The 23318-nt window shown below is 58.8% G+C and carries 20 protein-coding genes and 1 tRNA gene; 13 read left to right on the top strand and 8 right to left on the bottom strand.

Annotated features, from left to right (window positions below):
* The first annotated feature begins 128 nt into the window (after nucleotides 1-128).
* The 3 genes from ACYX4K_RS14665 (at nucleotide 129) to ACYX4K_RS14655 (ending at nucleotide 3490) form a co-directional block, all read left to right on the top strand.
* Nucleotides 129-1919, top strand: coding sequence for a DUF885 domain-containing protein (locus ACYX4K_RS14665; protein WP_475091400.1), 1791 nt, complete (start codon nucleotides 129-131; stop codon nucleotides 1917-1919).
* Between the two features lie 199 nt (nucleotides 1920-2118).
* The gene (locus ACYX4K_RS14660) at nucleotides 2119-2592 is read left to right on the top strand and encodes an Rrf2 family transcriptional regulator (protein ID WP_475091401.1); all 474 of its coding nucleotides are present in this window, start codon (nucleotides 2119-2121) and stop codon (nucleotides 2590-2592) included.
* Nucleotides 2579-3490, top strand: coding sequence for an NAD(P)/FAD-dependent oxidoreductase (locus tag ACYX4K_RS14655; protein ID WP_475093909.1), 912 nt, complete (start codon nucleotides 2579-2581; stop codon nucleotides 3488-3490). Before ACYX4K_RS14660 ends, ACYX4K_RS14655 begins: the two co-directional genes overlap by 14 nt.
* 38 nt (nucleotides 3491-3528) lie before the next feature.
* Here the strand turns inward: ACYX4K_RS14655 and ACYX4K_RS14650 are convergent, their stop codons facing one another.
* Genes ACYX4K_RS14650 through ACYX4K_RS14640 form a run of 3 tightly spaced genes read right to left on the bottom strand, consistent with a single transcriptional unit; the run spans nucleotide 3529 to nucleotide 8609 of the window.
* Nucleotides 3529-4317, bottom strand: a complete 789-nt coding sequence (locus ACYX4K_RS14650; protein WP_475091402.1) for a CLCA_X family protein — start codon at nucleotides 4315-4317, stop codon at nucleotides 3529-3531.
* A gap of 6 nt (nucleotides 4318-4323) precedes the next feature.
* Nucleotides 4324-6783 (bottom strand): ATP-dependent DNA helicase, encoded by a 2460-nt coding sequence (locus tag ACYX4K_RS14645; RefSeq protein ID WP_476178718.1) that lies wholly within the window; start codon nucleotides 6781-6783, stop codon nucleotides 4324-4326.
* Nucleotides 6780-8609: a VRR-NUC domain-containing protein gene (locus ACYX4K_RS14640; RefSeq protein WP_475091404.1), complete on the bottom strand. Its 1830-nt coding sequence runs from the start codon at nucleotides 8607-8609 to the stop codon at nucleotides 6780-6782. The genes ACYX4K_RS14645 and ACYX4K_RS14640 overlap by 4 nt, the downstream gene beginning before the upstream one ends.
* Here ACYX4K_RS14640 and ACYX4K_RS14635 point away from each other — a divergent pair.
* Nucleotides 8608-9657 (top strand): zinc-binding dehydrogenase, encoded by a 1050-nt coding sequence (locus tag ACYX4K_RS14635; RefSeq protein ID WP_475091405.1) that lies wholly within the window; start codon nucleotides 8608-8610, stop codon nucleotides 9655-9657. The two genes, ACYX4K_RS14640 and ACYX4K_RS14635, sit on opposite strands and share 2 nt — an antisense overlap.
* Before the next feature lie 99 nt (nucleotides 9658-9756).
* Nucleotides 9757-11445, top strand: a complete 1689-nt coding sequence (locus tag ACYX4K_RS14630; protein ID WP_475091406.1) for an alkaline phosphatase D family protein — start codon at nucleotides 9757-9759, stop codon at nucleotides 11443-11445.
* A gap of 100 nt (nucleotides 11446-11545) precedes the next feature.
* Here the strand turns inward: ACYX4K_RS14630 and ACYX4K_RS14625 are convergent, their stop codons facing one another.
* Nucleotides 11546-13798 (bottom strand): TonB-dependent receptor, encoded by a 2253-nt coding sequence (locus ACYX4K_RS14625; protein ID WP_475091407.1) that lies wholly within the window; start codon nucleotides 13796-13798, stop codon nucleotides 11546-11548.
* 423 nt (nucleotides 13799-14221) lie between these two features.
* On the opposite strand from ACYX4K_RS14625, the gene ACYX4K_RS14620 reads away from it, so the two are divergent.
* Nucleotides 14222-14575: a DUF488 domain-containing protein gene (locus ACYX4K_RS14620; protein WP_475091408.1), complete on the top strand. Its 354-nt coding sequence runs from the start codon at nucleotides 14222-14224 to the stop codon at nucleotides 14573-14575.
* A 387-nt stretch (nucleotides 14576-14962) separates the two neighbouring features.
* Here ACYX4K_RS14620 and ACYX4K_RS14615 read toward each other — a convergent pair.
* Nucleotides 14963-15039 (bottom strand) — tRNA-Arg (locus tag ACYX4K_RS14615).
* A gap of 239 nt (nucleotides 15040-15278) precedes the next feature.
* Here ACYX4K_RS14615 and ACYX4K_RS14610 point away from each other — a divergent pair.
* Complete coding sequence (locus ACYX4K_RS14610) at nucleotides 15279-15701, top strand: c-type cytochrome (RefSeq protein WP_475091409.1); 423 nt, start codon at nucleotides 15279-15281, stop codon at nucleotides 15699-15701.
* A 291-nt stretch (nucleotides 15702-15992) separates the two neighbouring features.
* Here ACYX4K_RS14610 and rep read toward each other — a convergent pair whose 3' ends face one another.
* Nucleotides 15993-18026, bottom strand: a complete 2034-nt coding sequence (rep, locus tag ACYX4K_RS14605; RefSeq protein WP_475091410.1) for a DNA helicase Rep — start codon at nucleotides 18024-18026, stop codon at nucleotides 15993-15995.
* A gap of 139 nt (nucleotides 18027-18165) precedes the next feature.
* Between rep and ACYX4K_RS14600 the strand changes: the two genes are divergently transcribed.
* The 4 genes from ACYX4K_RS14600 to ACYX4K_RS14585 are packed head-to-tail and all read left to right on the top strand — an operon-like array spanning nucleotide 18166 to nucleotide 19939.
* Entirely contained in the window at nucleotides 18166-18399 is a 234-nt protein-coding gene (locus tag ACYX4K_RS14600; RefSeq protein WP_255874874.1) for a DUF3565 domain-containing protein, read from the top strand.
* A complete protein-coding gene (locus tag ACYX4K_RS14595) occupies nucleotides 18399-18854 on the top strand; it encodes a YaiI/YqxD family protein (protein WP_231758836.1) in 456 nt (151 codons plus the stop codon). The genes ACYX4K_RS14600 and ACYX4K_RS14595 overlap by 1 nt, the downstream gene beginning before the upstream one ends.
* Before the next feature lie 17 nt (nucleotides 18855-18871).
* A complete protein-coding gene (locus ACYX4K_RS14590; RefSeq protein WP_475091411.1) occupies nucleotides 18872-19366 on the top strand; it encodes a GNAT family N-acetyltransferase in 495 nt (164 codons plus the stop codon).
* A gap of 9 nt (nucleotides 19367-19375) precedes the next feature.
* Nucleotides 19376-19939 carry a GNAT family N-acetyltransferase gene (locus ACYX4K_RS14585; RefSeq protein ID WP_475091412.1) on the top strand — a complete coding sequence of 188 codons (564 nt, stop codon included), beginning with the start codon at nucleotides 19376-19378 and terminating at the stop codon, nucleotides 19937-19939.
* Here ACYX4K_RS14585 and ACYX4K_RS14580 read toward each other — a convergent pair.
* Both ACYX4K_RS14580 and ACYX4K_RS14575 read right to left on the bottom strand, forming a co-directional pair.
* Complete coding sequence (locus ACYX4K_RS14580) at nucleotides 19926-21416, bottom strand: YifB family Mg chelatase-like AAA ATPase (protein ID WP_475091413.1); 1491 nt, start codon at nucleotides 21414-21416, stop codon at nucleotides 19926-19928. The two genes, ACYX4K_RS14585 and ACYX4K_RS14580, sit on opposite strands and share 14 nt — an antisense overlap.
* Before the next feature lie 64 nt (nucleotides 21417-21480).
* Complete coding sequence (locus ACYX4K_RS14575; RefSeq protein WP_475091414.1) at nucleotides 21481-21702, bottom strand: accessory factor UbiK family protein; 222 nt, start codon at nucleotides 21700-21702, stop codon at nucleotides 21481-21483.
* A 437-nt stretch (nucleotides 21703-22139) separates the two neighbouring features.
* Between ACYX4K_RS14575 and ACYX4K_RS14570 the strand changes: the two genes are divergently transcribed.
* Both ACYX4K_RS14570 and ACYX4K_RS14565 read left to right on the top strand, forming a co-directional pair.
* Complete coding sequence (locus tag ACYX4K_RS14570; RefSeq protein ID WP_475091415.1) at nucleotides 22140-22868, top strand: TorF family putative porin; 729 nt, start codon at nucleotides 22140-22142, stop codon at nucleotides 22866-22868.
* Between the two features lie 55 nt (nucleotides 22869-22923).
* Nucleotides 22924-23262, top strand: coding sequence for a P-II family nitrogen regulator (locus ACYX4K_RS14565; RefSeq protein ID WP_043319769.1), 339 nt, complete (start codon nucleotides 22924-22926; stop codon nucleotides 23260-23262).
* The last annotated feature ends 56 nt before the right edge of the window (nucleotides 23263-23318 follow it).

Here is a 23318-nt window from a genome sequence, read left to right as displayed (position 1 = left end):
GCGCGAGGACCGTCAGGACGCGACAGGTCTACGGATCAACCGGGTGACGTGCAATCTCGACGGTGCGATACCGTGATATGGTTAGCCGGCTAATCACTATCAAAGTACCACCGTTCGGGAGATCCTCGATGGCTAGCAATTCGACCGTGAAACCCGCGCTCATCCGGCGTGGACATACCCTGTCTCTGATAGCCTTTTTCTGGGTGCTGGCCGCGCCAGTTTGGGCCGCCTCACACAGCGAACAGTTGCAACAGGTGATCGACGATCACTGGCAGTTCTACCTGCAAGAAAATCCCACCACAGCCAGCCGTATGGGTGACAAGCGTTACAACGACCGGTTGCCGGGTGTATCCGGGAAAGACCGTGACCGCCGGCTGAAGGCAGAAAAGCAATTTGTTGCCCGGCTAGAGAATATCGATCGTGAGAAATTGAATGCGGATGCCAGGGTGAACCGGGATCTGCTGTTGTGGGTTCTGGAAAACTCTATTGAATCCAATGAGCTCTACCTGCAGCGCATACCGGTCAATACGTTTTACAGCTTCTGGAATACCGTGCTCAGTGCCAGCCGTGGACTGAATATGCCGCAGGTGTCGGACTACGAGGCGTACATCAGGCGGATTGAGCAAACCGGTCGCTTTTTTGATGAAAACATCGCAAATATGCGCAGGGGCATAGAGGATGGATTCGTCCTCCCAAAGATCGTGGTGCAGGGAATCGCACCCACGGTACGCGCGCAGGTCTACGACGATCCCACCAGAAGCAGCCTGTACGATCCTTTGCGAAAATTCCCTGAGAGTTTTTCGAAAGCGGACAGGGAGCGACTGCAAAAGCGGGGCGCACAAGCGATTCGTGAGCAAGCGATCCCTGCATTCGATCGTGTGGCGACCTTTCTCGAGGGTGAGTATCTGAATGCCGCCACCGACAGTCTTGGTGCGGAGCAGTTGCCTGGAGGTAAGGCATACTACCGCCACGCCATTCGCACCTACGTCACCATGGATATGAACCCCGGGGAGATTCATAAAATCGGCCTCGCCGAGGTCAAACGTATCCGCGGTGAAATGCAACAGTTGATCGCAGACAGCGGCTTTGACGGCAGCTTTGAGGAGTTCACCGAGTTCCTGCGTAGCGACCCGCAGTTTTATGCCAAAACGCCGGATGAATTACTGAAAGAAGCGTCCTATATCGCGAAGAAAATTGATTACCGCCTGCCGGAGTTCTTCGGCAAACTTCCGCGTCTTCCGTATGGTGTGGTACCGGTGCCCGACGAAATAGCCCCCAATTACACCACCGCTTCCTACAACCCGGCGGCGATCGGTGGAACCCGCGGTGGTGCCTACTGGGTAAATACCTATGCCCTGGATCAACGACCGCTGTACGAGCTGGTCGCGCTTACCCTCCACGAAGCGGTGCCCGGGCATCATTTGCAAGGCGCACTTTCACTGGAACTGGAGAATGTGCCGGAGTTTCGGAAGAACCTGTATCTGAGTGCGTATGGTGAGGGTTGGGCACTGTATAGCGAGCGCCTGGGTGTGGAGATGGGCGTTTACGATACTCCGTACCAGCAGTTCGGACGCCTCAGCTATGAAATGTGGCGCGCGGCGCGCCTGGTGATCGACACCGGTATCCACTCCCAGGGTTGGAGCCGCCAGCAGGCGCTGGACTATCTCGCGGAAAATACCTCCCTGTCGGAAGGCAATGTACGCGCGGAAGTGGACCGCTATATTTCCTGGCCGGGGCAGGCGCTGTCTTACAAGATGGGCGAAATCAAAATTCGTCAGCTTCGCAAAAAAGCCGAACAGCAACTGGGTAAGCAATTCGACCTGCGAGACTTCCACGACGCGCTACTGGCGAACGGTGCCGTACCGATGGAGATGCTGGAACGGCAGATGGACCGATTTATTGCACAGAGCAGACAGTAACCTCAGCATCCAGGCCCTCGTGTCGCGGGGGCCCCGAATCACTCCGTGTACTTCTCACCTACTTCTCACCTACTTCCCGCAACCCACTTTGCCCACCTGAATACCACGCTGGCGCCGGCTGGAAAGTTGACCCGTGAGACACAGGTTGCGCGCACCCATTTCATGTAATATTGTAAGTTACATGAAAAGAGACAGCAGATTGAGCGGGGTACTCCACGTACTTCTGCATATGGCGGAGTTTGACGGCCCGCTTACCTCCGAGGCCCTGGCGGGCATGATGCAGACCAATCCCGTGGTGATCCGCCGCATCCTGGCCGGGCTCCGCAAGGAGGGGCTGGTGCACTCGGAAAAAGGCCACGGCGGCGGCTGGCGACTGGCCAAAGACCTGGAAAGCGTCACCCTCTACGACATCCATCTGGCGCTGGGCGCACCCGGTGTTCTGGCCCTTGGGCACCGCACCGAAGCCCCCGGTTGTCTGGTGGAGCAGGCGGTCAACAGTGCCATGGGCGAAGCGTTTGATGCGGCCGAGGCACTGCTGCTGTCGCAGTTTCAGCAAATCACCCTGGCGTCACTGAGCCGGGATTTTCACCAGCGACTGGATCAGCGCGGCATTACCCAGCAGGCGCTGAGCGAGGCCGCCCATATGAGGAACTGTAGTGATGGCGACGATTGATGGGACCGAGTTCGACGTAGCGATTGTCGGCGGCAGTTACGCCGGTATGAGCGCAGCCATGCAACTGGCGCGCGGGCACCGCAAGGTGCTGGTGGTGGATGGCGGCCAGCGACGCAACCGCTTTGCCGCACATGCGCACGGGGTGCTCGGTCAGGATGGTCGCGCACCGGCGGATATCGCCGAAGATGGCCGCGCGGAATTGTGGGAGTACCCCACCGTCAGCTGGGTGGAGGCAACGGTGGAGTCCGTCGACAAAGCGGGTGACGGTTTTCATCTGGTCACCCACGAGGGTAAGCGCTACCAGGCGGCGCGCCTGATTCTCGCCACGGGAGTGCGCGATGTGTTACCCGAGGTGCCCGGTTTACAGGAGCGCTGGGGCACCTCGGTTTTTCACTGCCCCTATTGCCACGGCTATGAACTGCAACGTCAGCCCATCGGTGTGCTGGCGGTTGGTGAGGTGTCCATGCATCACGCGCTGATGCTACCGGACTGGGGACCGACGGTATTTTTTATCAACGAGTCGTTCGAGCCTGACGCGGAGCAGCTGCGTCAGCTCGCCTTACGCGATGTGTGTATCGAGCGGACACCGGTGGCAAAAATTGCCGGAGAGCGGGCCACCGTACACCTTGCGGATGGGAGCAAGTTTGACTTGGCCGGACTGTTTGTCGCCTCGCGACTGGAACACCCCATGCCCCTGGCGGAACAGCTGGGGTGCGAATTTGAGGAGACGCCGGTGGGCCTAGTGATCCAGACCGACGCCATGCAGGCGACAACGGTTGCAGGTGTGTTTGCCTGTGGTGATGTCGCCCGCGGCGCAGGCAATGTGACATTCGCCATGGCGGATGGCGCCATGGCCGGTGTAGCCGCGCACCGTTCGCTGATGTTTGAAGGCCTTTAACGCAGTAGCTGTCACTCAGCGGGAAAAACTAGCGCTTTCTAAACGGATTGGATAAGTGCGCGTCCCAGAGCGGAAAAATACCGGCGGAAGGCCGCATTGATCCGCTCCCGCTGTGCTCCCCCGGGGTAAAGCCCCATCTTCGCCTCTTCCGTTGCCTTGGTACCCGCCACCAGAAAATTATTGGAGATACTCGCGTCCTGCACAAAGGCCTCGAAGGCGCGGGCGCACATTTCCGCTGGGTCCGCGTAATAGATGCTGCCGTTGGCCCTGTCTGCGGCCCTGGATGCGCGAAACAGGTCGCTGGGGTTTTCCCCGCTTTCATCCAGCATCACCGCGCGGAAGCAGGCAAACAGCAGATCGTTGATCGGGTGGGGAATTGGTGTGGCGTCGCGCAGCCAGGCTTCGGAGGCAAACATATTGCCGGGTGTATCGCTGAAGGCTTTATCGGCCAGGTAGTGATCCAGTGCGTGAAACCACTCATGAGCAATGGCGCCGGGGCCGGCATTTTTTGCCAGGGCAAAGGTGCGTGAGCCGATTTCGTAGTGGGCTGAAATACCCGGGCGACCACCGCTGCCGTACTGGAAGGCGAGGGTGCCGCGCAGGCTGATCAGCAACTCTGGCCCCTGCAAAATGGTCATCAGATCCACCAGCGCATCGTAAAACAGTCCTGCGGCACGGGCCTTTTCCGCCTCGGTTACCCAGCGCCCGATCTTGATGCCGCGAAAGTCGAAACGCCTGCGCACATCGACAAAGCTCACGCGTTGCCCGCTAACCTGCTCGGTACACTGGTGGGGGCTGCGGCGATAAAACTTGCGGTCTAATACCATGACGGATTAACGGGTTTCCCAGAATTGGTTGAGTGCGGCACCGAGTGCTTCGCCATTGTCGCAGATCCGGGGTTGCCAGTGTTGTGGATACAGGCTGCGATAAAACGGGTCGGTAAAACGGTAGTCGGCCAAAATCACCACGCCGCGGTCACTCTCGCTGCGGATCACCCGCCCGGCCGTTTGCAGCACGCGGGTCAGGCCCGGGTAGCGGTAGGCGATATCAAAACCGTTTTCTCCGCGCGCGGCACTGGCGCTGCGCAACAGTTCCTGCTCCTCGTTGACCTGGGGCAGGCCGGTGCCCACCACCATGGTACCCACCAGTTGCTCACCCGCGTAATCAATACCTTCACCAAAAATACCGCCCATAATCGCGAAGCCCAGACTTTCTCTGCCGGGTTGAAAACACTCGAGGAAACGGGCGCGCTGCTGTTCGGAGCTGCCGGACTCCTGTTGTACCAGCGAAATTTCCGGAAAGCGCTCGGCGAAAGACTCGGCGACCTGCTGTAAAAAGCGATAGGAGGGAAAAAAGACCAGATAGTTGCCGGGCCGGCTGTGAAAGGTGCGCGCAATCATATCCACCAGCGCACTGGTCGCGCCCTGGCGCGCGCGGTAGCGGGTATCCACGTAGGGACACACAAACAGCCCCATTTGCTCCGGATGAAACGGCGACGGCAATTGCAGGTACGGCGAATCCGCCTGCAGACCAAGCTGCCGGTACACAAAGTGCGCCGGGCGCAGGGTGGCGGAAAAGACATTTACACTGTGGAAAAGTCGGTAAGCCTGCTGCAAATATTCCGCGGCATTCAGGCACAGCCATTCGATTTCCTGTTCGTGCCAGCGGCTCTCGGGATTGCTGGAGCGCTGCGCGCGGGTGATATAGCGGTGTTCTTCGCCTGACAATTGTTCAATCGCCTGGAAGCGGAACAGGTTTTTCAGCCAGTCGGCGATGGCGTCCGGCGGCGGCTGTGCGGCCTCCCACAGCTGGTTGGCCACGGTCAGCACTTTCTGTATTGCGGTATTGATGGCCTGTGGCGTCTCGTCACTGGGCTGACTTATCCACAGCTCGGATTTTTCAGGTGCTGGCCCGGCCGGATGGTTTTGGCCTGTCCGAGATTCCCGCAGTTCGACAACCCATTTATCCAGCGCCTGTACCAGCGACTGTATCGCGCGGCGCAGGCTCGGGTGTGAACTTTTGCACTCGGCCGCCGCGCGGCGGCTGTCACTGCGCGTGAGCTTTGCGCTGTACATACCGCGCGCGCGATCCCCCAGATTGTGCGCCTCGTCCACCAGCAACGCGCGCCGCCGCAGTGTGTCCCGCAGATTGTGCATCTGCACCAGAGGGTCGAATACATAATTGAAATCACACACTACAAGATCCGCCCAAGGCAGCATCTGCAGCGAGAGTTCAAATGGACACAGCTGCAACCGGTCCGCTTCCTGTGCGATCACCTCGGGGGTGAGTAGCGGCTGTGCGAGCAGTGCCTGACGGGCTTCCGGCAGGCGATCATAGAATCCCCTGGTGCGCGGACAGACACCGTCCTCATCGCGGCTGCAAAGCCCGAGGCTGCAGGCGCAGGTTTTGTCGCGGGCCTGCAGTTCCAGCACGGAAAGTTTCAGTCCCTGCTGATGCAGTCGGCCTGCGGTTTCCCGCACCACCTGGCGGCCGGAATTTTTTGCGGTGAGATATACCAGCTGATCGAGACCGGTTTCTCCCATCGCCTTTACCGCGGGGAACAGGGTGCTGATGGTCTTGCCGATACCGGTGGGCGCCTCGGCCACCAGTTCACCGCCATCGCGCAGACAGCGGTAGGCCGCTACCGCAAGTTGCCGCTGGCCATCGCGATAGCGGCCGAATGGAAATTCCAGAGCCTGTGCCGATACGCGCACTGCGCTTTTATGTGCCTGCCAGCGTTGAAGCCACCGCACATATTGTGCAAGTGCCTCCCGGGAAAATTTTTCCAGCTCGCGCCAGGAAAATTCCTGTAACTCCGGATAGGTTTTTTTCTCTTTAAGGTTGTGCCAGAGCATCTGCAGCGCGACCGGTGTATCCGCGGAAAACTGCTGTTGCAGCCCGTAGCAGAAACCGTAAATTTTCAGCTGCGCCCAGTGCAGCGCGCGGGTGGATTCCGGCAACTTGTGCGGCGGCACATAGGTGGTTTTGATTTCATCCAGTTGCACTGGCCGGTGCAGGTCACTTTGCGGATGGAGAATATCCACACGGCCGCTGAGTACGACCGATACCCCGTCCTGTTCGATTTCAACCTGCAGGCGATATTCCGCTTCACTGCCTGCGAGGCGCTTTTTCTGCAGCTTCTGGTGTGCACGAATCCCTTCCTGAGCGGTGGGTCCTCCGGACTGGGTGGATACCAGGTCGCCATTGCGGCAGGCAAAATCCACCAGCTCGCCCACGGAAATCTGAATTTTTTCCGGTAGCGCTTCGCTCAAGGCTGTTTTTTCCGCGCTCAAGGCTGCCACTCCACATGCAGTACCCGGTGGGGGATCTGGTGTTTGGCAAAGTAGGCCAGCCAGCGCTGCTGGTTCTGCTGCAGGCGGTCACCGGGGCCTTTCACCTCCACAAGTTCGTAACCTGCGGACGCGGGAAACAGAATCAGGTCCGGCAGGCCACTGCGGTGGTGGGCAATATCGCCGAGCAGGCGACGAAAGATGGCCAGCCAGTGTTCCCTGGGAATCCGTTCCAGAGCCAGTGTCAGCAATGACTCTGGCAGCGCGTCCCAATGTATCAGCGGGTTGGCGATGCCGTATTTCTGGTGAAAGTGCTTCCATACCCATTTATCCAGGTCGCCATTTTCAAGTTCAGCGAGCCGCTGCTCGAAGGCGGCGCGACGCTGTGGATAGAAATCCGCGGTGCGGAAATCACTCGGGGCAATTTGAAAGGGATTGAAAAAGGCACCGGAAATCGGTGCGAACAAAATATCCCAGATGGCGAGGCCGAGCACGCCGTTAAACAGGGTATTTTCCACATAGTGACACTGACTCTCCGGCGCCGTTTGCGCCAGGTGCTCGGCGGCCAGCAGTTCGACCCGCGCGCCGGTTTGTGCCAGTGCCACGGTTTCGGTGATCGGACTGTGCCGCCTTGGCGCGGGCCACTGATGGGCCGCGTCGGTCTTTTTTGCCGTGCGATGAGCAAAACTCTCGGCAAAGGTTCGCTCTGCCTCGTTGTACGGGGCAGTGAGAATTTCCGCACACAGTGCCAGGCCGCTCTGAATATCGCCGCGAGCCACCGCAATTCGTGCGCGCCGCTCCCGTGCCGGAGGACGATGGCACTGCCGGTATAGCTGGTCGGCTTCCTCCAGTGCCTCTAACCGCTCCAGCTGGCGCGCCAGTGTCAGACGTAATCTGTCCAGGCGCCGCTGCAGGGTGCCGTCACCATCTATCCCCCGAGGTAATTCGCCTGCAAGGATAGTGATGGCCTCTGTATCTGCCGCCAGCGCGGCCTCGGCATGCTGCGCGCACTGGTAATAGCGCAGGTGCTGTTCCACTTGCGCCCGCGTCTGGAATGGCAGTTGCTCTCGTTCCAGTGGGTAGTGTTCGTAGCGAAAAAGTCCCAGGTCGCGCAACACATAGTCGGTCAGATCCTGGTTGAGGTTGCCGAAAAACAGCAGCTTGAAAGTGTCAAAGTGCTCCGCCGCTTGCACCGCCAGCAGAGGCTCCCTCGTCAATATACGTTGAATTGTCGACGCGTCCTGCTTGCACAGAGCCTGCTCCACGGCCGGGCGCTTCAGGGATTTTGTCAGCGGCTCAAGACTGTGGGCGAGCAGCTCGTTTTTGGCAAACAGTGGCAGCAGTTCCTGCAATGGCAAAACCGGATTGCGCAGCAGCAGGCCGGCTTCAATCAATTCTTCGACGGCTGCGTCCAATTCACCGATCTCGCTGTAGGCAAGCTTGTGTTGCCTGAACAGGGCACCGGAAGAGGAAGGCACACCCTTGCGGGATAACAGCCGCACGTAGAGTCGCTGGCTATCCGGCTGCAGCCGTCGGAAAGCCTGGTAAAACCACTGCTCCTCCGCCGACAACAATTGCCCGTAGCGCGACACCACAAACTCCACCAGTGAGCGGAAATTGTCGAGGTAATAATCGGGTGTCAGTTCGGCAGGTTCGGCCATAGCGGAAGTGGGGTACTCGACGGGGGCGTTGCGTGATGCTGTATGGTTATACAGCATCGGCAGTGACGGGACAAACGTGGATGCGACCGTCTGGACATTCACCTTCTGCTGGTGGATATACCGATTGCCCGGTAGGCTGGGCGCTGGCCGAAAAGCAGGATTACACATGGCACAGACCGCTGAACAAGACACGATAAAAAGAAAGGTATGGCGCACGGATAAGGCCGGGGCCATCAATCGCCTGACCCTGCGGGAAGAGGCTCTGCTCCCGTTGCACGGAGAGCATATCCGTGTCGCGGTACGTGCAGTGGGCCTCAATTTCGCCGATATCTTCGCCCTGACCGGTCTCTATTCCGCAACTCCGCAGGGCAGTTTTTTCCCCGGACTCGAGTTTGCGGGTGTTGTCACGGGCGTGGGTGCAGATGCGACGACGGAAATACAAGTCGGCGACCGGATCTACGGCTGTACCCGCTTCGGCGGCTACGCCACCGTGGTGGATGTGCCTCCGCAGCACTGCCGCAAAATTCCAGATGACTGGAGCTTCGCTGAGGGCGCCGCCTTTCCGGCCCAGAGTCTGACCGCCTACTACGCACTGACCAGTCTGGGCGCGGTAAAACCCGGGCAGCAGGTGCTGGTACAGAGTGCCGCCGGTGGAGTCGGTTTGCAGGCCATGCGTATGGCGACAGCCATGGGAGCTGAACCTATCGGCACGGTTGGCTCGGAAAGCAAACGGCAGTTTCTCGCTGAACAGGGGTTCAACGAAATCATCGTGCGCGGCAGTGACTTCGCCGACCAGTTGAAGCGGCAATTAAATGGTCGGCCATTGCACTGTGTTCTTGACGGTATCGGCGGGGAAATTCAGAAACAGTCATTCGCCGCACTCGCGCCCACCGGCAGACTGGTGGTGTTCGGCGCAGCCGAATTTACCCCGGGTGACAAACCCAACTGGTTAAAAGCCGCCTGGTTGTTTATGAAGCGCCCCCGATACGATGTGATGGACATGATCAGTAGCAACAGATCTGTGTTGGCTTTCAACTTGATCTGGTTGTGGCAGGAACAGGCACTTTTTGACGAACTTTTAGATGGTTGTGCCGCGCTAGGATTACCTGCACCCCATATAGGTCACGAATTTGCGTTTACCCAAGCCCATGCCGCGATCGAACAGCTGCGCAGTGGTCGCACTATGGGAAAGGTAGTGCTGAACATCGGCAAATAGTTTCATTATCCGGGTACGCTTTCCATTTTATTTTTCCTTTTCTGTCATAAAGTTGCGCTACGCTCGCGGGCCAGATTTCATCATCAGGGAGCCGTCATCGTGACCAACCTCAAGCGCCGCAGCTTTATCAAGGCAGCGCTCGCCACCACCGGCAGTGTTGCCGTATCCACACCACTGCAGGCCATGAGCCGGCCGGAATTACCGTCCAACATTTCCTTTGATTACGGCGTGGCCAGTGGTGATCCCCTGCACGACGCGGTGATCTTATGGACGCGGGCGACACCGCTGGATGCCAATCCCAGCGGCCCGATAAAAATTACCTGGGAACTGGCGGAAGACGCGGGCTTTATCCACGTACTGCGCGCCGGCACCGTGGAAACCAATCTGGCCCGGGACTATACCGCCAAGGTGGATGTGCGCGGCCTGAAGCCGGATACCCGTTATTACTATCGCTTTAGCGGTGCCAGTGAGCAGAGCCCGGTCGGTCGCACCAAAACCTTGCCAGAGGATGACGTTGACCAGGTAAAACTGGCGATTTTCTCCTGCTCCAACTATCCCGCGGGCTATTTCAATGTGTATCAGCTGGCCGCCCAGGCGGATGACTGGGATGCGGTATTGCACCTTGGTGATTACATCTACGAATATGGCGATGGCGGCTATGCCACGCACAACGCCGTAAAGATCGGCCGCGCGCTGCCGCAAGACAACAGCGGTGAGATCCTGACGCTGACGGACTACCGCAAACGCTACGCACTCTATCGCACCGATGCGGGCCTGCAGGCACTACACGCCGCCGCGCCGTTTATTGCGGTGTGGGACGACCACGAGGTGACCAACGATACATGGAAAGACGGTGCCGAAAATCACAGTGCCGATGAAGGGGATTTCTATTCCCGGCGCGCCGCCGCGGTGCAGGCGTACTACGAGTGGTTGCCCATCCGCCCACCCATGGGTGAGACCAATCCCCAGATTTACCGCTCTTTCCAGTTCGGTGATCTGCTGGATCTGCATATGCTGGACACCCGGGTGATCGGTCGCGATCAGCAGCTGCAGTTTGCCAACTACATGGACGAGAAAGGGAATTTTGATACCCGCGCATTCAGTCTGGATGTGGCGAGTCCAAGCCGCACCCTGTTGGGGGAGGAGCAGCGCAAGTGGCTGCGCAAGACGTTGGCCCGCTCCAAGGGCCAGTGGCAGGTACTGGGCCAGCAGGTACTGATGGGCCGTATGCATTTGCCGGTGGAGCTGATGACCAGCTTCTACCGTGGCGGAGACAAAAACCTGACCGCGGAGCTGATTGGACTGAAAGCCGCAAGCCTGCGCGGTGAGCAGCTCAGCGAACAGCAGCAGCAACGGCTGCAAAACGCCGTGCCTTACAACCTCGATGCCTGGGACGGCTATGCGGTAGAGCGGGAAACCCTGTACCAGCAAGTGCGGGAGCAGGGCAAGAACCTGGTAGTGGTCGCCGGAGATACCCACAACGCCTGGTATAACCACCTGAAAGACAACGATGGCCGCATGGTGGGCCTCGAATTCGGCACGCCCAGCGTGACTTCGCCGGGTATGGAAACCTATCTGAAACTGGATGAACGGTCCGCGAAGGAGCTGGCGCGGGGCATGTCGGTGCTGGTGGATGATCTGCAGTACTGCAACCTGCACCAGCGGGGGTTTATGGCGCTCACCTTCCGCCGCGATGGCATCGAGGCGGAGTGGAAATATATCGACAATACCGACAGCACCGAGTTTGCCGAGGTCGACAGCCATCGGGTGACACACAAACTGGTGTAGTTTCCCGATCGGCAATTTATTCTGTCGCAAACGAAAAAAGCCAGCACTCCGGTGCTGGCTTTTTTTGTGGTCTGGCGTCTGGACTTCGCCAGGCAGGGAATCAGAAAGCGCCGAAACGCTTGTTGAATTCCACACTGACCATACGCGGTGCACCCTCGATGTAGGTGGGGAAGCCGAAGGCGCCGCCGGTATTGCCCGCGTCCATGATGTACTCCTCGTCCAGCAGGTTGCTGGCCGCCAGGGTAAGAGCCCAGTTGCGATCACTGGCGGCAATGCCCGCGCGCAGACTCAGCAGATCCACCGCATCTTCCTCATATTGATTGGCAATATCGAAGTAGACGGAAGAGCGATAGCTCCAGTTGCCGCTGCTGGTGAACAGCAGTGCGCTATTGATCGGTCTTTCATACACGTAGCCCAGTGCGGCAGTCAGCTCCGGCTGCAGGCGGAACTGGTTGCCGGCATAGGTCCCGTTGCCGGAATCGTCATCGATACCCGCATCAATCCACGCGGCGTTGGCCAGGACCTGCAGCTGATCGGTGGGGTACCAGCGCAGTTCCGCTTCCACACCGGTGTTGGTCGCGGAGCCCGCATTTTCCGTGCGGCTCTGGCCGCTTTCCTGATCCACCACGTTGACCTGAAAATTTTCGTAATTCTGGTAGAAAGCCGCCAGGGTGTAATCCAGTGGTGTATCGCCCAGGCCGCCCTTGATACCCAGCTCGTAGTTGTCGATTTCCTCTGAAGGCAGAATGCTTTCGCTACCGGAGGACATATCCACAATTTCAGAGCGTTCGCCGCGGGACACGGTGCCGTAAACATTCATGTTGTCGCTGACGCTGTAGAGCAGGTTGAAGCGCGGCAGCACGGCGGAGTTGTCGGTATCGCCCTGAATGAGGATGCCATCGGTGTTGGGCAGCAGGCCGAAGAAAAGGTCGCTGTCGATGCCCAGAGCTGCGAGCAGCATGGAATTGGGCAGGGTGCTGACATAGCCGGACTCGCGCTCTTCCTGCACCAGTCGTACGCCGGCGGTGGCCTCGAGACGCGGGCTGATCTGATAGGCGACGTCCGCGAACAGGTTGAGGTTGCTGTTGTCGGCGGTATTGGTGAATTCGCTTTCATACAGCAGCTCAGACACTGCGCCACCAGTGAGCAGGGCGGTGGTATCGGCATTACAGCCGGCAATGCCAGCCGCGGCGAGACCGCCGGAACAGCTCAGGAAGGTGCCTTCGTCACTGGCGTAACCCACCGATTGCTGCGCGCTCTCTGCGAAATAGCTGGCTCCGACAAAGCCGTTGATCTTGTCGCCGCTGAAATTCAGGCGCAGTTCGTGGCTGGTCTGGTCACCGCTGGCGTCTTCGGAAAAGTTCAGCATCTCAAACCCGGTGCCGTCAGCGTCGAAGGCTTCCAGAGAGTCGTAATCGCGCTGCGCGCCGATATAGGTGAGCGCGAGCTGGTCGTTCAGGTCCCAGCTGACCGTCCCATTGAAATCGCTTACGTTGCGGTCCACACCCACGTCGTTCATGCCCAGTACGTTATTGTCCGGCACACTGAGGGCGGCGTTGTCGCTGAACAACAGCTCGCGGCTGACAAACGCCGTACCGGGATCGGTGGCTTTATCGTGGTTGTAGACCAGGTCAATGGTCAGATCGTCGCTGGGGGTGATGCGCAGGCTCGGGCGAAACGCCTGGCGTTCATAGCCGTTCAGATCCGCCTCGCCGCTGGTATTTTCCACGTAGCCGGCGCGCTCGCGACTGGTAAAGGCCACGCGCCCCTGAATTGTCTCGTTGCCGCCGGTCACCATGCCCTCGACCTTTTGCATATCGAAGTTGCCCGCTGCCACACTCAGCGACGAGGCAAATTCCTGCTGGGGCTTTGCGGTGATAAAACTCATGGCGCCGATGGAGGCCGCGGTGCCGAACAGAGTAGCCTGAGGGCCCTTCACCACCTCGATACGCTCCATGTCGTACACCTCGAAGTAGGAGGCGCGGGAGCGCGACACATCGGTGCCGTTCAGGTACACCGAAACCCGCGCGGCACCTGGCGCGCTGCCGTCGTCCGAGGTGAGACCGCGGATCACATAGCCGTTGTTGTTGACGCTCTGCTGCTGCACCACCAGGCCGGGCACCATATCCGACAGGGTGTCGAAGCGGTCGATACCCAGCGCTTCCAGGGTATCGCCATCCAGGCTGCTGATGGTTACCGGCACGTCCACAATGGACTGCGCACGTTTTTGCGCGGTGACAATCACTTCTTCAATTGCTTCCGGCGCAGTCTGCGCCAGCGACGGCGCGGCGGAGGCCGCGATCAGGGTAGCGAGAATGGAAACGGGAAATTTCTTCCTGAAAAGCTGATTCATGATAACTCCGGCTTTTTTCGTGAGTGTGCAAAAGCCGGATGTTAGAGAGGAAATGCGTCGGCGCTGTGACTGGAGCATGACATTCGTTCGCAGTAGCCGTGGTCCACGGCAGGGCGATGACTGGCGTTATTTTGATCGCCGCGCCCGTGGCGACGACCCCGTTGGGCTGGTGAGAGATATCCAGCAGATATTCACAGGTCTACCCCGGAAAACTGTGGGGAACTTCATTGTGGATAACTGTGTGCGCAGGCAGGGATAGGTTCTCGCTACCTTCGAATAGCCCGTATCTTCAGTCTGTTTGACCAGTGCGATGGGAAAGTCGCTGAACAGCCTGTCGACTGCCACTGCAGTCAGGTGGCCGTAAGCGCATTGAAAGGCTACAACGCCGTGTAGGGGAGTCGATACACTGAGGAGGCCGAAAGAATGCAGGTTGAAATATGTCGCATATACGAAGACGGGACTTCCGGAGGCTATCGCGTCCTGGTAGACCGCTTGTGGCCGCGTGGGATCTCCAAGGAGGAGGCGAATCTGGATGATCACTGGAAGAGCCTGGCGCCCAGCGATGAACTCCGGCAGTGGTTCGACCACGATCCCGAGAAATGGGGAAGCTTTCGGAAAAAATATCTCTCTGAATTAAAACAGAATAAAGACGAAGTCAAAGCGCAGTTGGAAGAAGTTTCCGGTGAGCCGCTGGTACTGCTCTACGGTGCCAAGGATGAAGAACATAATCACGCGCGTGTTCTGAAAGAGTATATTGAGAAGCTTAAATTTGAGTAAGTGGAGCTGGCGGTAGTGGAGAAGGGGGTGAGTTTTGAATGTTGAACTGTCCGCACCGGTTTTCCGCTGTAGAGAGGAAGAGGCCATTTTTTATGAACGGCTATCGGCGCTTGCGGGCTGTGAGAAAGTTGTGGTCTGTACACAATGTGTCGCGGTAACGATAGGGGATGATTGTGCAGCTAGGGCACTGGATGAACTTGGGGAGATTTGTGCTATTTGGAATCTGAGTGTTGAAAGGATCAGTGAGCGGGAGGATTAGCTTCGCCCTTTGGGCTCGCTGCTCTCCGGCGCTGTGCGCCTGCGAGTCGAACCTGGGAATTGGGCAAAACCCTGGGACTTGGGACTATATAAAAGAAAGGCCACCCGTTGGGTGGCCTTTCTTTTATATGGCCCGCCCCAGAGGATTCGAACCTCTGACCTTCGCCTCCGGAGGGCGACGCTCTATCCAGCTGAGCTAGGGGCGGAAAACTCTGGCCTTCACAGCCAAATCGGCGCCAAATCAATGAGTTAGACACTTTAGGCGCGGACGCGGATTATACAGAAGGGCCGTGGCAGGGCAAAGGAAATTGGGGGATTGGTCCGGTTATGGTGCACGGGCCTTCGCAGGGGGCGGCGCTATGCTTATAATGCGCGGCTGTTCAGAAGAGGTTTATGGCGAATTCGCCGGAATCTACGGGCCGGCTTGGGCCTTTAGGGGGAATGGATGAAAGGTGTAGTTAGTTTTATCGCGGCGCTGGCCGTAGCGGCTGGCGCGGCAATGGCTGTGGCCCAGTCTTCTGTAGATGAAGAAATTGCGCAGCGCATTGCACCGGCGGGCGAGACCTGCATGAAGGGCGATCCCTGTGCGGCGGCAGCGCCGGCGGCGGCAGCGTCTTCCGGTGGCGCGCGCAGCGGCAGCGATGTGTACAGCGCCCACTGCGCAGCCTGTCACGCAACTGGCGCGGCCGGCGCTCCGAAAATGGGCGATGCCGGTGCCTGGAGCCCGCGCGTAGCCAAGGGTATGGACACGCTCTACACCCACGCCATCAACGGCTTCAACGCCATGCCGGCGAAGGGTCTGTGTATGACCTGTTCCGACGATGAAGTGAAGGCTGCCGTTGACCATATGGTGGAAGGCAGCAAGTAAGCGACTGCTTGCTTACTGAATGAAAAAGCCGCTCACTGAGCGGCTTTTTTGTGTGCGTGATTTGGCGCTGTCGGTTCCCCCGCTACCGTCACACCGGCGCAGGCCGGTGTCCAGTGGCTGGATGCCGGATCGAGTCCGGCATGACGAGGTGAGTGTTTTTTGGTGAGTGCTCAGTCACTCGGGCCGTCCCTGGTCGGTGAGCCGCATCACCTCGCCCTTCGGGCAGCCTTCGGCTGTGCTAAACGGCGTTCCGGCCGCTCCAGGTATTCACGGCGCCTTCGGCCCAGCCGTTTAGTCAAACATGCTGAGCAGCGACCCCAGCGTCTCCGCACCCTTGGCCTGATTCTGCTCCGGGCTCGCCTTGCCAAACCCTTCAAAAATACAGTCCTCCTCTGGCAGCTCTTCGAGAAAGCGGCTGGGAGTGGTGTCCTGGTTCTCGCCGAACATCTTGCGCTTGCCCGCCAGGGTCATGGTGAGGGTACGCTGGGCGCGGGTGATGCCCACGTAGGTGAGGCGGCGCTCTTCCTCGATATTGTCGTCTTCGATGCTGTTGCGATGGGGCAGCAGGTTTTCTTCCATGCCGATCATGAACACATGGGGGTATTCCAGGCCTTTGGACGCGTGCAGGGTCATCAGGCTGACCTTGTCGGTAGCTTCTTCTTCTTCCTGGCGGTCGAGCATGTCGCGCAGGATCAGTTTGGAGATGGCCTGTTCCAGGCGTACGTCCTGCTCCAGCTCGTCGTCGGTGCCTTCCATGGTTTTCATCAGGCTGTCGAGCAGCCAGTAAACGTTTTCCATGCGCTTCTCGGCGACCTTCTCACTGCTGGCGTTCTGGGACAGCCAGCCGGCGTAGTCGATATCGTCGAGCATCTCGCGCAATGCGCTTTCCGGACTGTTGTCGCGACAGTTGCGTGCCACGCCGTCTAACCAGTGGGCGAAGCGGTTGAGGCGCTCGTAGCCCGCTTCGGTGATGTGTTCCTTGAAGCCCAGCTCCGAGCAGGCGCTCAACATGGAGATCTCGCGGCCCTTGGCGTAGTTGCCCAGCGCCTCCAGGCTGCTGGTGCCGATCTGCCGGCGCGGGGTGTTGATGATGCGCAGGAAGGCGTTGTCGTCGTCCGGGTTCACCAGCAGGCGCAGGTAGGACATCACGTCCTTGATCTCGGCGCGGGCGAAGAAACTGGTACCGCCGGAGAGCTGGTAGGGGATCTGGTTTTCCTGCAGTTTCATCTCGATCAGGCGCGCCTGGTGGTTGCCCCGGTAGAGCACCGCGAAGTCCTTGAACTGGCAGCCGCGGCGGGCCTTCTGCAGGAAGATTTCGTTGGCGACGCGCTCGGCTTCCTCGTTCTCGTTGGCCACCTTGAGCACGCGGATCTCATCGCCGAGGCCGCGGTCGGACCACAGGGCCTTGTCGAATTCGTGGGGGTTGTGGGCGATCAGGTGGTTGGCCACCTTGAGGATGCGGCTGGTGGAGCGGTAGTTCTGTTCCAGCTTGATCAGGCGCAGGTTGGGGTAGTCCTGCTTCAGCTGGCTCATGTTTTCCGGGCGCGCGCCGCGCCAGGCGTAGATGGACTGGTCGTCGTCGCCCACCACGGTGAGGCCACCGCCAGTGCCCACCAGCATTTTCACCAGCAGATACTGGGAACTGTTGGTGTCCTGGTACTCGTCCACCAGCAGGTAGCGGATCTTGCGGCGCCAGCGCTGCAGCAGTTCGGGGTCGGTGTCGAACAGCTGCACCGGGATCATAATCAGGTCGTCGAAGTCGACGGAGTTGTAGGCCTTGAGGGCCTCGCAGTAGCGCCCGTAGGCCACGGCCATGGCCTGCTCTCCCGGGCTCTGGGCGGTTTCCAGGGCCTTCTTCGGCGGCAGCATATCGTTCTTCCAGTTGGAGATCTGGTTCTGCACCCGGTCCAGCAGGTCGGTGTCCAGATCGCCGTCGCGCAGCATCAGCTCCTTGATCAGACCACGGGCGTCTTCCGAGTCGAAAATCGAGAAGCCGGGCTTGAAGCCGGCGGCGCGGTATTCCTTGCGCAGGATGTTCAGGCCCAGGTTGTGGAAGGTGGACACGGTGAGACCGTGGGAGGCCTTGGATTTCTTGCCGTCGGGGCCGGTGATCAGCTTGCCGACCCGCTCTTTCATTTCCCGCGCGGCCTTGTTGGTAAATGTCAGGGCCGCAATATTTCGTGCCTGATAGCCGCACTGCTCGATCAGATAGGCGATTTTCCGTGTGATTACGCTGGTTTTGCCGGAACCGGCGCCGGCCAGTACCAGGCAGGGACCATCGATGTATTTGACTGCTTCCGCCTGGCGCGGATTGAGTTTGGTCATGGGTACAACTGCAGTGGAAGAGACGGAAAAGGACGAAGGGCGGATTCTATCAGCCGGAACATAAATTGGCTGCGTCGCGCTGTGGGATAATATTGACTGCACCGTCGATCAGCGCGCGCAAAACAGGAGACTCTACCCCATGCGGCAGGCCATTACCGGTTATCATCGGGATGAAGAACACCACTGGGTGGCGCAGCTGGCCTGTGGTCACAACCAGCACGTGCGCCACGATCCACCCTGGCAAAACCGCCCCTGGGTGACCACGGTGGAGGGGCGCCGGGAAATGCTGGGTTTTGAGCTCGAATGCAAAAAGTGTGACCAGGGCGCGCCCGCCGACCACCAGCCACCCTCACTATCAAGAGAATCCGATTAATGCCAAAAATCTGGGTGGATGCCGATGCCTGCCCCACCGTCATCAAAGAAATCCTGTTCCGCGCCGCCGAACGCACCGAAACCGAATTGACCCTCGTTGCCAACCAGCCTGTGCGGGTACCCCCATCGAAGTTTATTCGCGCCCTACAGGTCTCCTCCGGCTTCGACGTTGCCGACAACGAGATCGTTCAGCGCTGCAGCGAAGGGGATCTGATCATCACCGCGGATATTCCCCTCGCGTCAGAGGTGATCGACAAGGGCGCCACCGCGCTCAACCCCCGCGGTGAAAAGTACTCCAAAGCCAATATTCGCGCGCGCCTGAATATGCGCGACTTTATGGAGACCCTGCGCTCCAGTGGTGTGCACACCGGCGGGCCACCGCCGCTCGGGCAGCAGGAGCGCAAGGCGTTTGCGGATCAGCTGGATCGGTGGTTGGTGCGGGTAAACAATAGATAGTGTGATTTGGTGAGCCGATGAAAACCACATTGAGCCCTTTCCAGCGAAGCGATATGCCGGAGCTGATGGCGTGGATCGATAGCGAACAGGCCTGCCGAGTCTGGGCTGGAAGCTGGTTTCAATACCCATTTGATCAACAGACGTTCTCTCGTGATTGCCGGTGGCAGGATATGCCGACTTATGTACTACGAGACGATGACGGGCTGATGCTAGCGTTTGGGCAGTACTACAAGCGTCTGGATTGTTGCCACCTGGCGCGCCTGATCGTGTCTCCGAGGAACCGTCGACAAGGGCTGGGTGCGCAATTGGTCGTAAAATTGGTTGCTGAGGGCTCTCGCCGGCTGGGGCTCACCCGTGCGTCATTGTTTGTACTCAAATCTAACGCTGGGGCTCAAGAGCTGTATCAAAGCCTAGGTTTTCGCACCTGTGAATACCCGGAACCTGAGCCGAGTCTGGAAATCTGCCATTACATGGTGGCCCCTGTGCACCAGAATGAAGATATGAACGCTTAGGAGGTGTGAATGGTCAAGGTGATTGAACCAAGAACTGCACGCCTGCAGTTACGTCAATGGTGCGATGACGACCGCGAGCTTTTTGCCGCAATGAATGCCGATTCTGCAGTGATGGAATTTTTTCCGGCATTGTTGAGCCGCGAAGAAAGTGATGCGGGAATCGATCGGCAATTGGTACATTTTCAACAAAATGGCTGGGGGTTCTGGGCGGTTGAGAGGCTTGCCGATAATCAGTTTATCGGCTTTATTGGAATCAAACATGTCACCGACGATATGCCGTTTGCTCCAGCGGTAGAAATCGGTTGGCGATTGGCTCGCTCTGCTTGGGGAAAAGGCTATGCCAGCGAGGCGGCCAAGGCGAGTCTGCAGGTGGGATTTGAGCAATTGGGGTTGGACGAAATAGTTTCCTTTACCGTGCCCGATAATTTCCGTTCGCGCGCGGTAATGGAAAAGCTCGGGATGGTTCAGAGCGACAATTTTCTACATCCCGGACTGCCGCAGAGGCACCCGATGCAGGAGCATGTGCTGTATCGGTTAAGTGCCCAAGACTACCGGGTTGCTAGGCAGGCATAGTAGTTTTCCGGTCCAGATTGCGATAAGCCAGCGCTTCGGCAATCTGGCCGGTACCAATTTCTTTCTGCTCATTCAGATCTGCAAGAGTGCGCGCGACTTTCAATACGCGATGGTAGCTACGCGCAGAAAGGCCGAGTTTTTCCACAGATGCGCGCAGCAGTGCACTTTCGGATTTTCCCAACTGGCAGTGCTCATCCAGCTCACTACCCTGCAGTTCGCCGTTGATTTTACCCTGCCGCTGCAGCTGTATTTGCCGCGCGCTGTGCACCCGTTCGCGCACCACGTCTGATTTCTCTCCGGCCGGTGATTCCTGCAACTGCGCCGCGCTCATACTCGCTACTTCCACCTGCATATCAATACGGTCCAGCAGCGGGCCGGAGAGCTTGTTGCGATAGCGGTCGATCTGATCCGGGGTGCATCGGCAGCGGGGTTCACCCATATAGCCACATGGGCAGGGGTTCATTGCGGCGACCAGCTGGAAGTCTGCAGGGAAGGTGACCTGGGCGCGGGCGCGGGAAATGCGTACCTCACCGTTTTCCAGCGGCTCGCGCAGGATTTCCAGTGCCGAGCGGGGGAACTCCGGCATTTCATCGAGAAACAGCACACCGCGATGGGCCAGACTGATTTCCCCCGGGCGTGGGTTGCTGCCACCGCCCACCAGCGCGGTGGGCGACGCCGAGTGATGTGGGGCGCGAAACGGGCGCTGGCGAATGCGGCTGAGCCCGGCACTGGAATAGAGTGCCGCCACTTCGATCAGCTCGCGCTCGGTGAGCGGCGGCAATATGCCGGGCAGGCGGCTGGCGAGCATGGTCTTGCCGGTGCCCGGCGGGCCGTAAAAAAGCAGGTTGTGGCTCCCTGCGGCGGCGACCTCCAGCGCCCGCCGCGCCTTGAGCTGGCCGCGCACGTCCGCCAGATCCGCGCACACAATCTCCTCCTGTGTATCGTCCACCAGTGCGTCTGGCAGTCGCTCGCGCCCGTGTAGCTGGGCGCAGACCTGAAGCAGGCTGGTGGCGGATTTTACCGGCGCCTTGACCAGCGCTGCTTCGTCCGCGGAGTCCGCCGAAATAACGAGTGTGCGGCCGCTGTCACCGCAGGCAATGGCGGCAGGTAGGGCGCCGGGAATGGGCCGCAGGCTGCCGGAAAGCGCCAGCTCGCCAATAAATTCAAACTGTTCGAGGGTTTCACCGGGCACCTGTCCGGAGGCGGCCAGCACGCCGAGGGCGATGGCGAGATCGTAGCGGCCGCCGGCCTTGGGCAGGTCGGCGGGGGCCAGATTGACGGTGATGCGCCGCTGGGGGAACTCGAAGTGGCTGTTGACGATGGCGCTGCGCACCCGATCGCGGCTCTCACGCACCGCCGCTTCCGGCAGGCCAACAATATTGAAGGCGGGCAAGCCGTTGGCCAGATGGGTCTCAACGGTCACCAGTGGCGCCTGAACACCCAGTTGGGCGCGGGCGTAGGTAATGGATAGGCTCATTTTCTTCCCTGAAAAGTGGTCTTCCGTGATGCGTTGTTTGCGGCCGGTTATCCCTGGGTGGAAACTAGTCGTCGAGCCTGCGTTCCAGCTCGCGCACTTGCGATTCCAGGCGGGCGAGCTTCTCTTCTGCCCGGGCCAGTTTGGCGGCCTGAGTATCAAACTCCCGCTGGCTTACCAGTGGCAGTTTCCCCATTGCCACTTCCAGGGCATCCCGTAAATCTGAGGTGATAACTGCCCCTTGTTGTTGCAGTTCATCGAGTAACTGTTGCAATTTTTCCGCTGCCAAGCGCAATTCTCCACTACGAAAACCCATTTCAATAGCGGTAAATAGTACCGCAGCCGGGTTTGACCACCAAGGCGTGAACACTGTGCGCTGAAATGGTTCGCGTCCGTGGGGTGTTCACCATGCCTGTGCCCGCTATCGGTGCAGGTTCCAAATTGGTGCGCACCGTAATCGGGCAGTGACCGAAGTGGTCTCGCTGAAATGCCTGGGCTCTGTCCTGTAAATCCCACCTAAACCGTTGAATTCTCAGCGCCTTTTCAAAGTTGGCACCATCTCTGCAAGTACCCCTGTGCAAATCGCCCTGGCAATGCAGGCAGGGGATAGGTCTTCAGTGAAGTGCCTGGGCGAGTGCGGCGAGTGCCGTATCCCCGGCGAAGTCGAAGCCGCGATAAATAAAAAAAAGACGAGTACTTCACACAGAGATCTAGGAGAACCAAAAAGTGGATTTTAATTTCAATAAAAAAGTTGCAGCGATCGTATCCGGAAGCGTTCTGGCGATGGCCATTTCCAGTGCGGCTACTGCGGAAGATACCGGCCCCAGTTTCAGTGCAAACGTTGGCGTGGTAAGTGACTATCGCTTCCGCGGTATTTCCCAAACCGACACCGGTCCGGCCATTCAGGGCGGTGTGGACCTCGACCTGGGCAACGGTGTGTATCTGGGTACCTGGGCTTCCCAGGTTGATTTCGCCTACGGCGCGGATGAAACCAAATTCGAGCAGGATTTCTACGGCGGTTACGCCGGTGAAACTGCCGGTGGCGTTGGCTACGACGTTGGCTACATTTTCTATGCGTACCACGGCAGCGACTGGGACGAAGACTACCAGGAAGTTTACGGCAGCCTGAGCTTCGGCGATGCCTCCGTAGGCTTTGCCTACTCCGACGACTACTGGCTGCAAAGCGGCGCTTTCTATTACCTGAGTGCTGGCTACTCCTTCGGACTGGCCAACGACATCTCCCTGGACCTGAGCGCCGGTCTCAATCTGTTTGACGAAGAAATTTTCCTGGACGGTTCTGATTCCTACATCGACTACTCCGTGTCTGTCGGCAAGGAGTTCGGTGGCCTCGCGCTGAGTGCTTCTCTGGTGGGAACTGACGTAAGCGACAAGGAGTGTTTCTACACCGACTGGTGTGAGCCAACCGTACTGGCTGGTGCTTCTTACAGCTGGTAACAGCAAAACGCATTGAGCCCACCTTTGCGTGGGCTCTCATTTTAGGGGGGAGACCATGAAACTGGTAACCGCAGTCATTAAACCATTCAAGCTCGACGCAGTGCGCGATGCGCTGGCAGAAGCCGGCGTCAGCGGTATTACCGTGAGCGAAGTCAAAGGTTTTGGGCGGCAGAAAGGGCATACCGAGCTCTATCGCGGAGCGGAGTATGTGGTGGATTTTCTGCCCAAAACCATGTTGCAGATCGCCGTTGAAGACAGCCAGGTCGATGCCGTGCTGGAAGCTATCGGCACTGCGGCGCAAAGCGGCAAGATCGGCGACGGCAAGATTTTTGTTGCAAACCTTGAGCAGGCAATCCGCATTCGCACCGGTGAGACCGGCGCGGAAGCGATCTAATTAATAGAACAGATTGCCAGAACGATTCTTTGATCAATAGACAATAACTACCGGGG

The sequence above is a fragment of the Microbulbifer sp. ABF4_107 genome, assembly GCF_056312215.1.
Note: the sequence above shows the minus strand (reverse complement) of the source record. Positions and strands in the feature narration are given on the sequence as shown.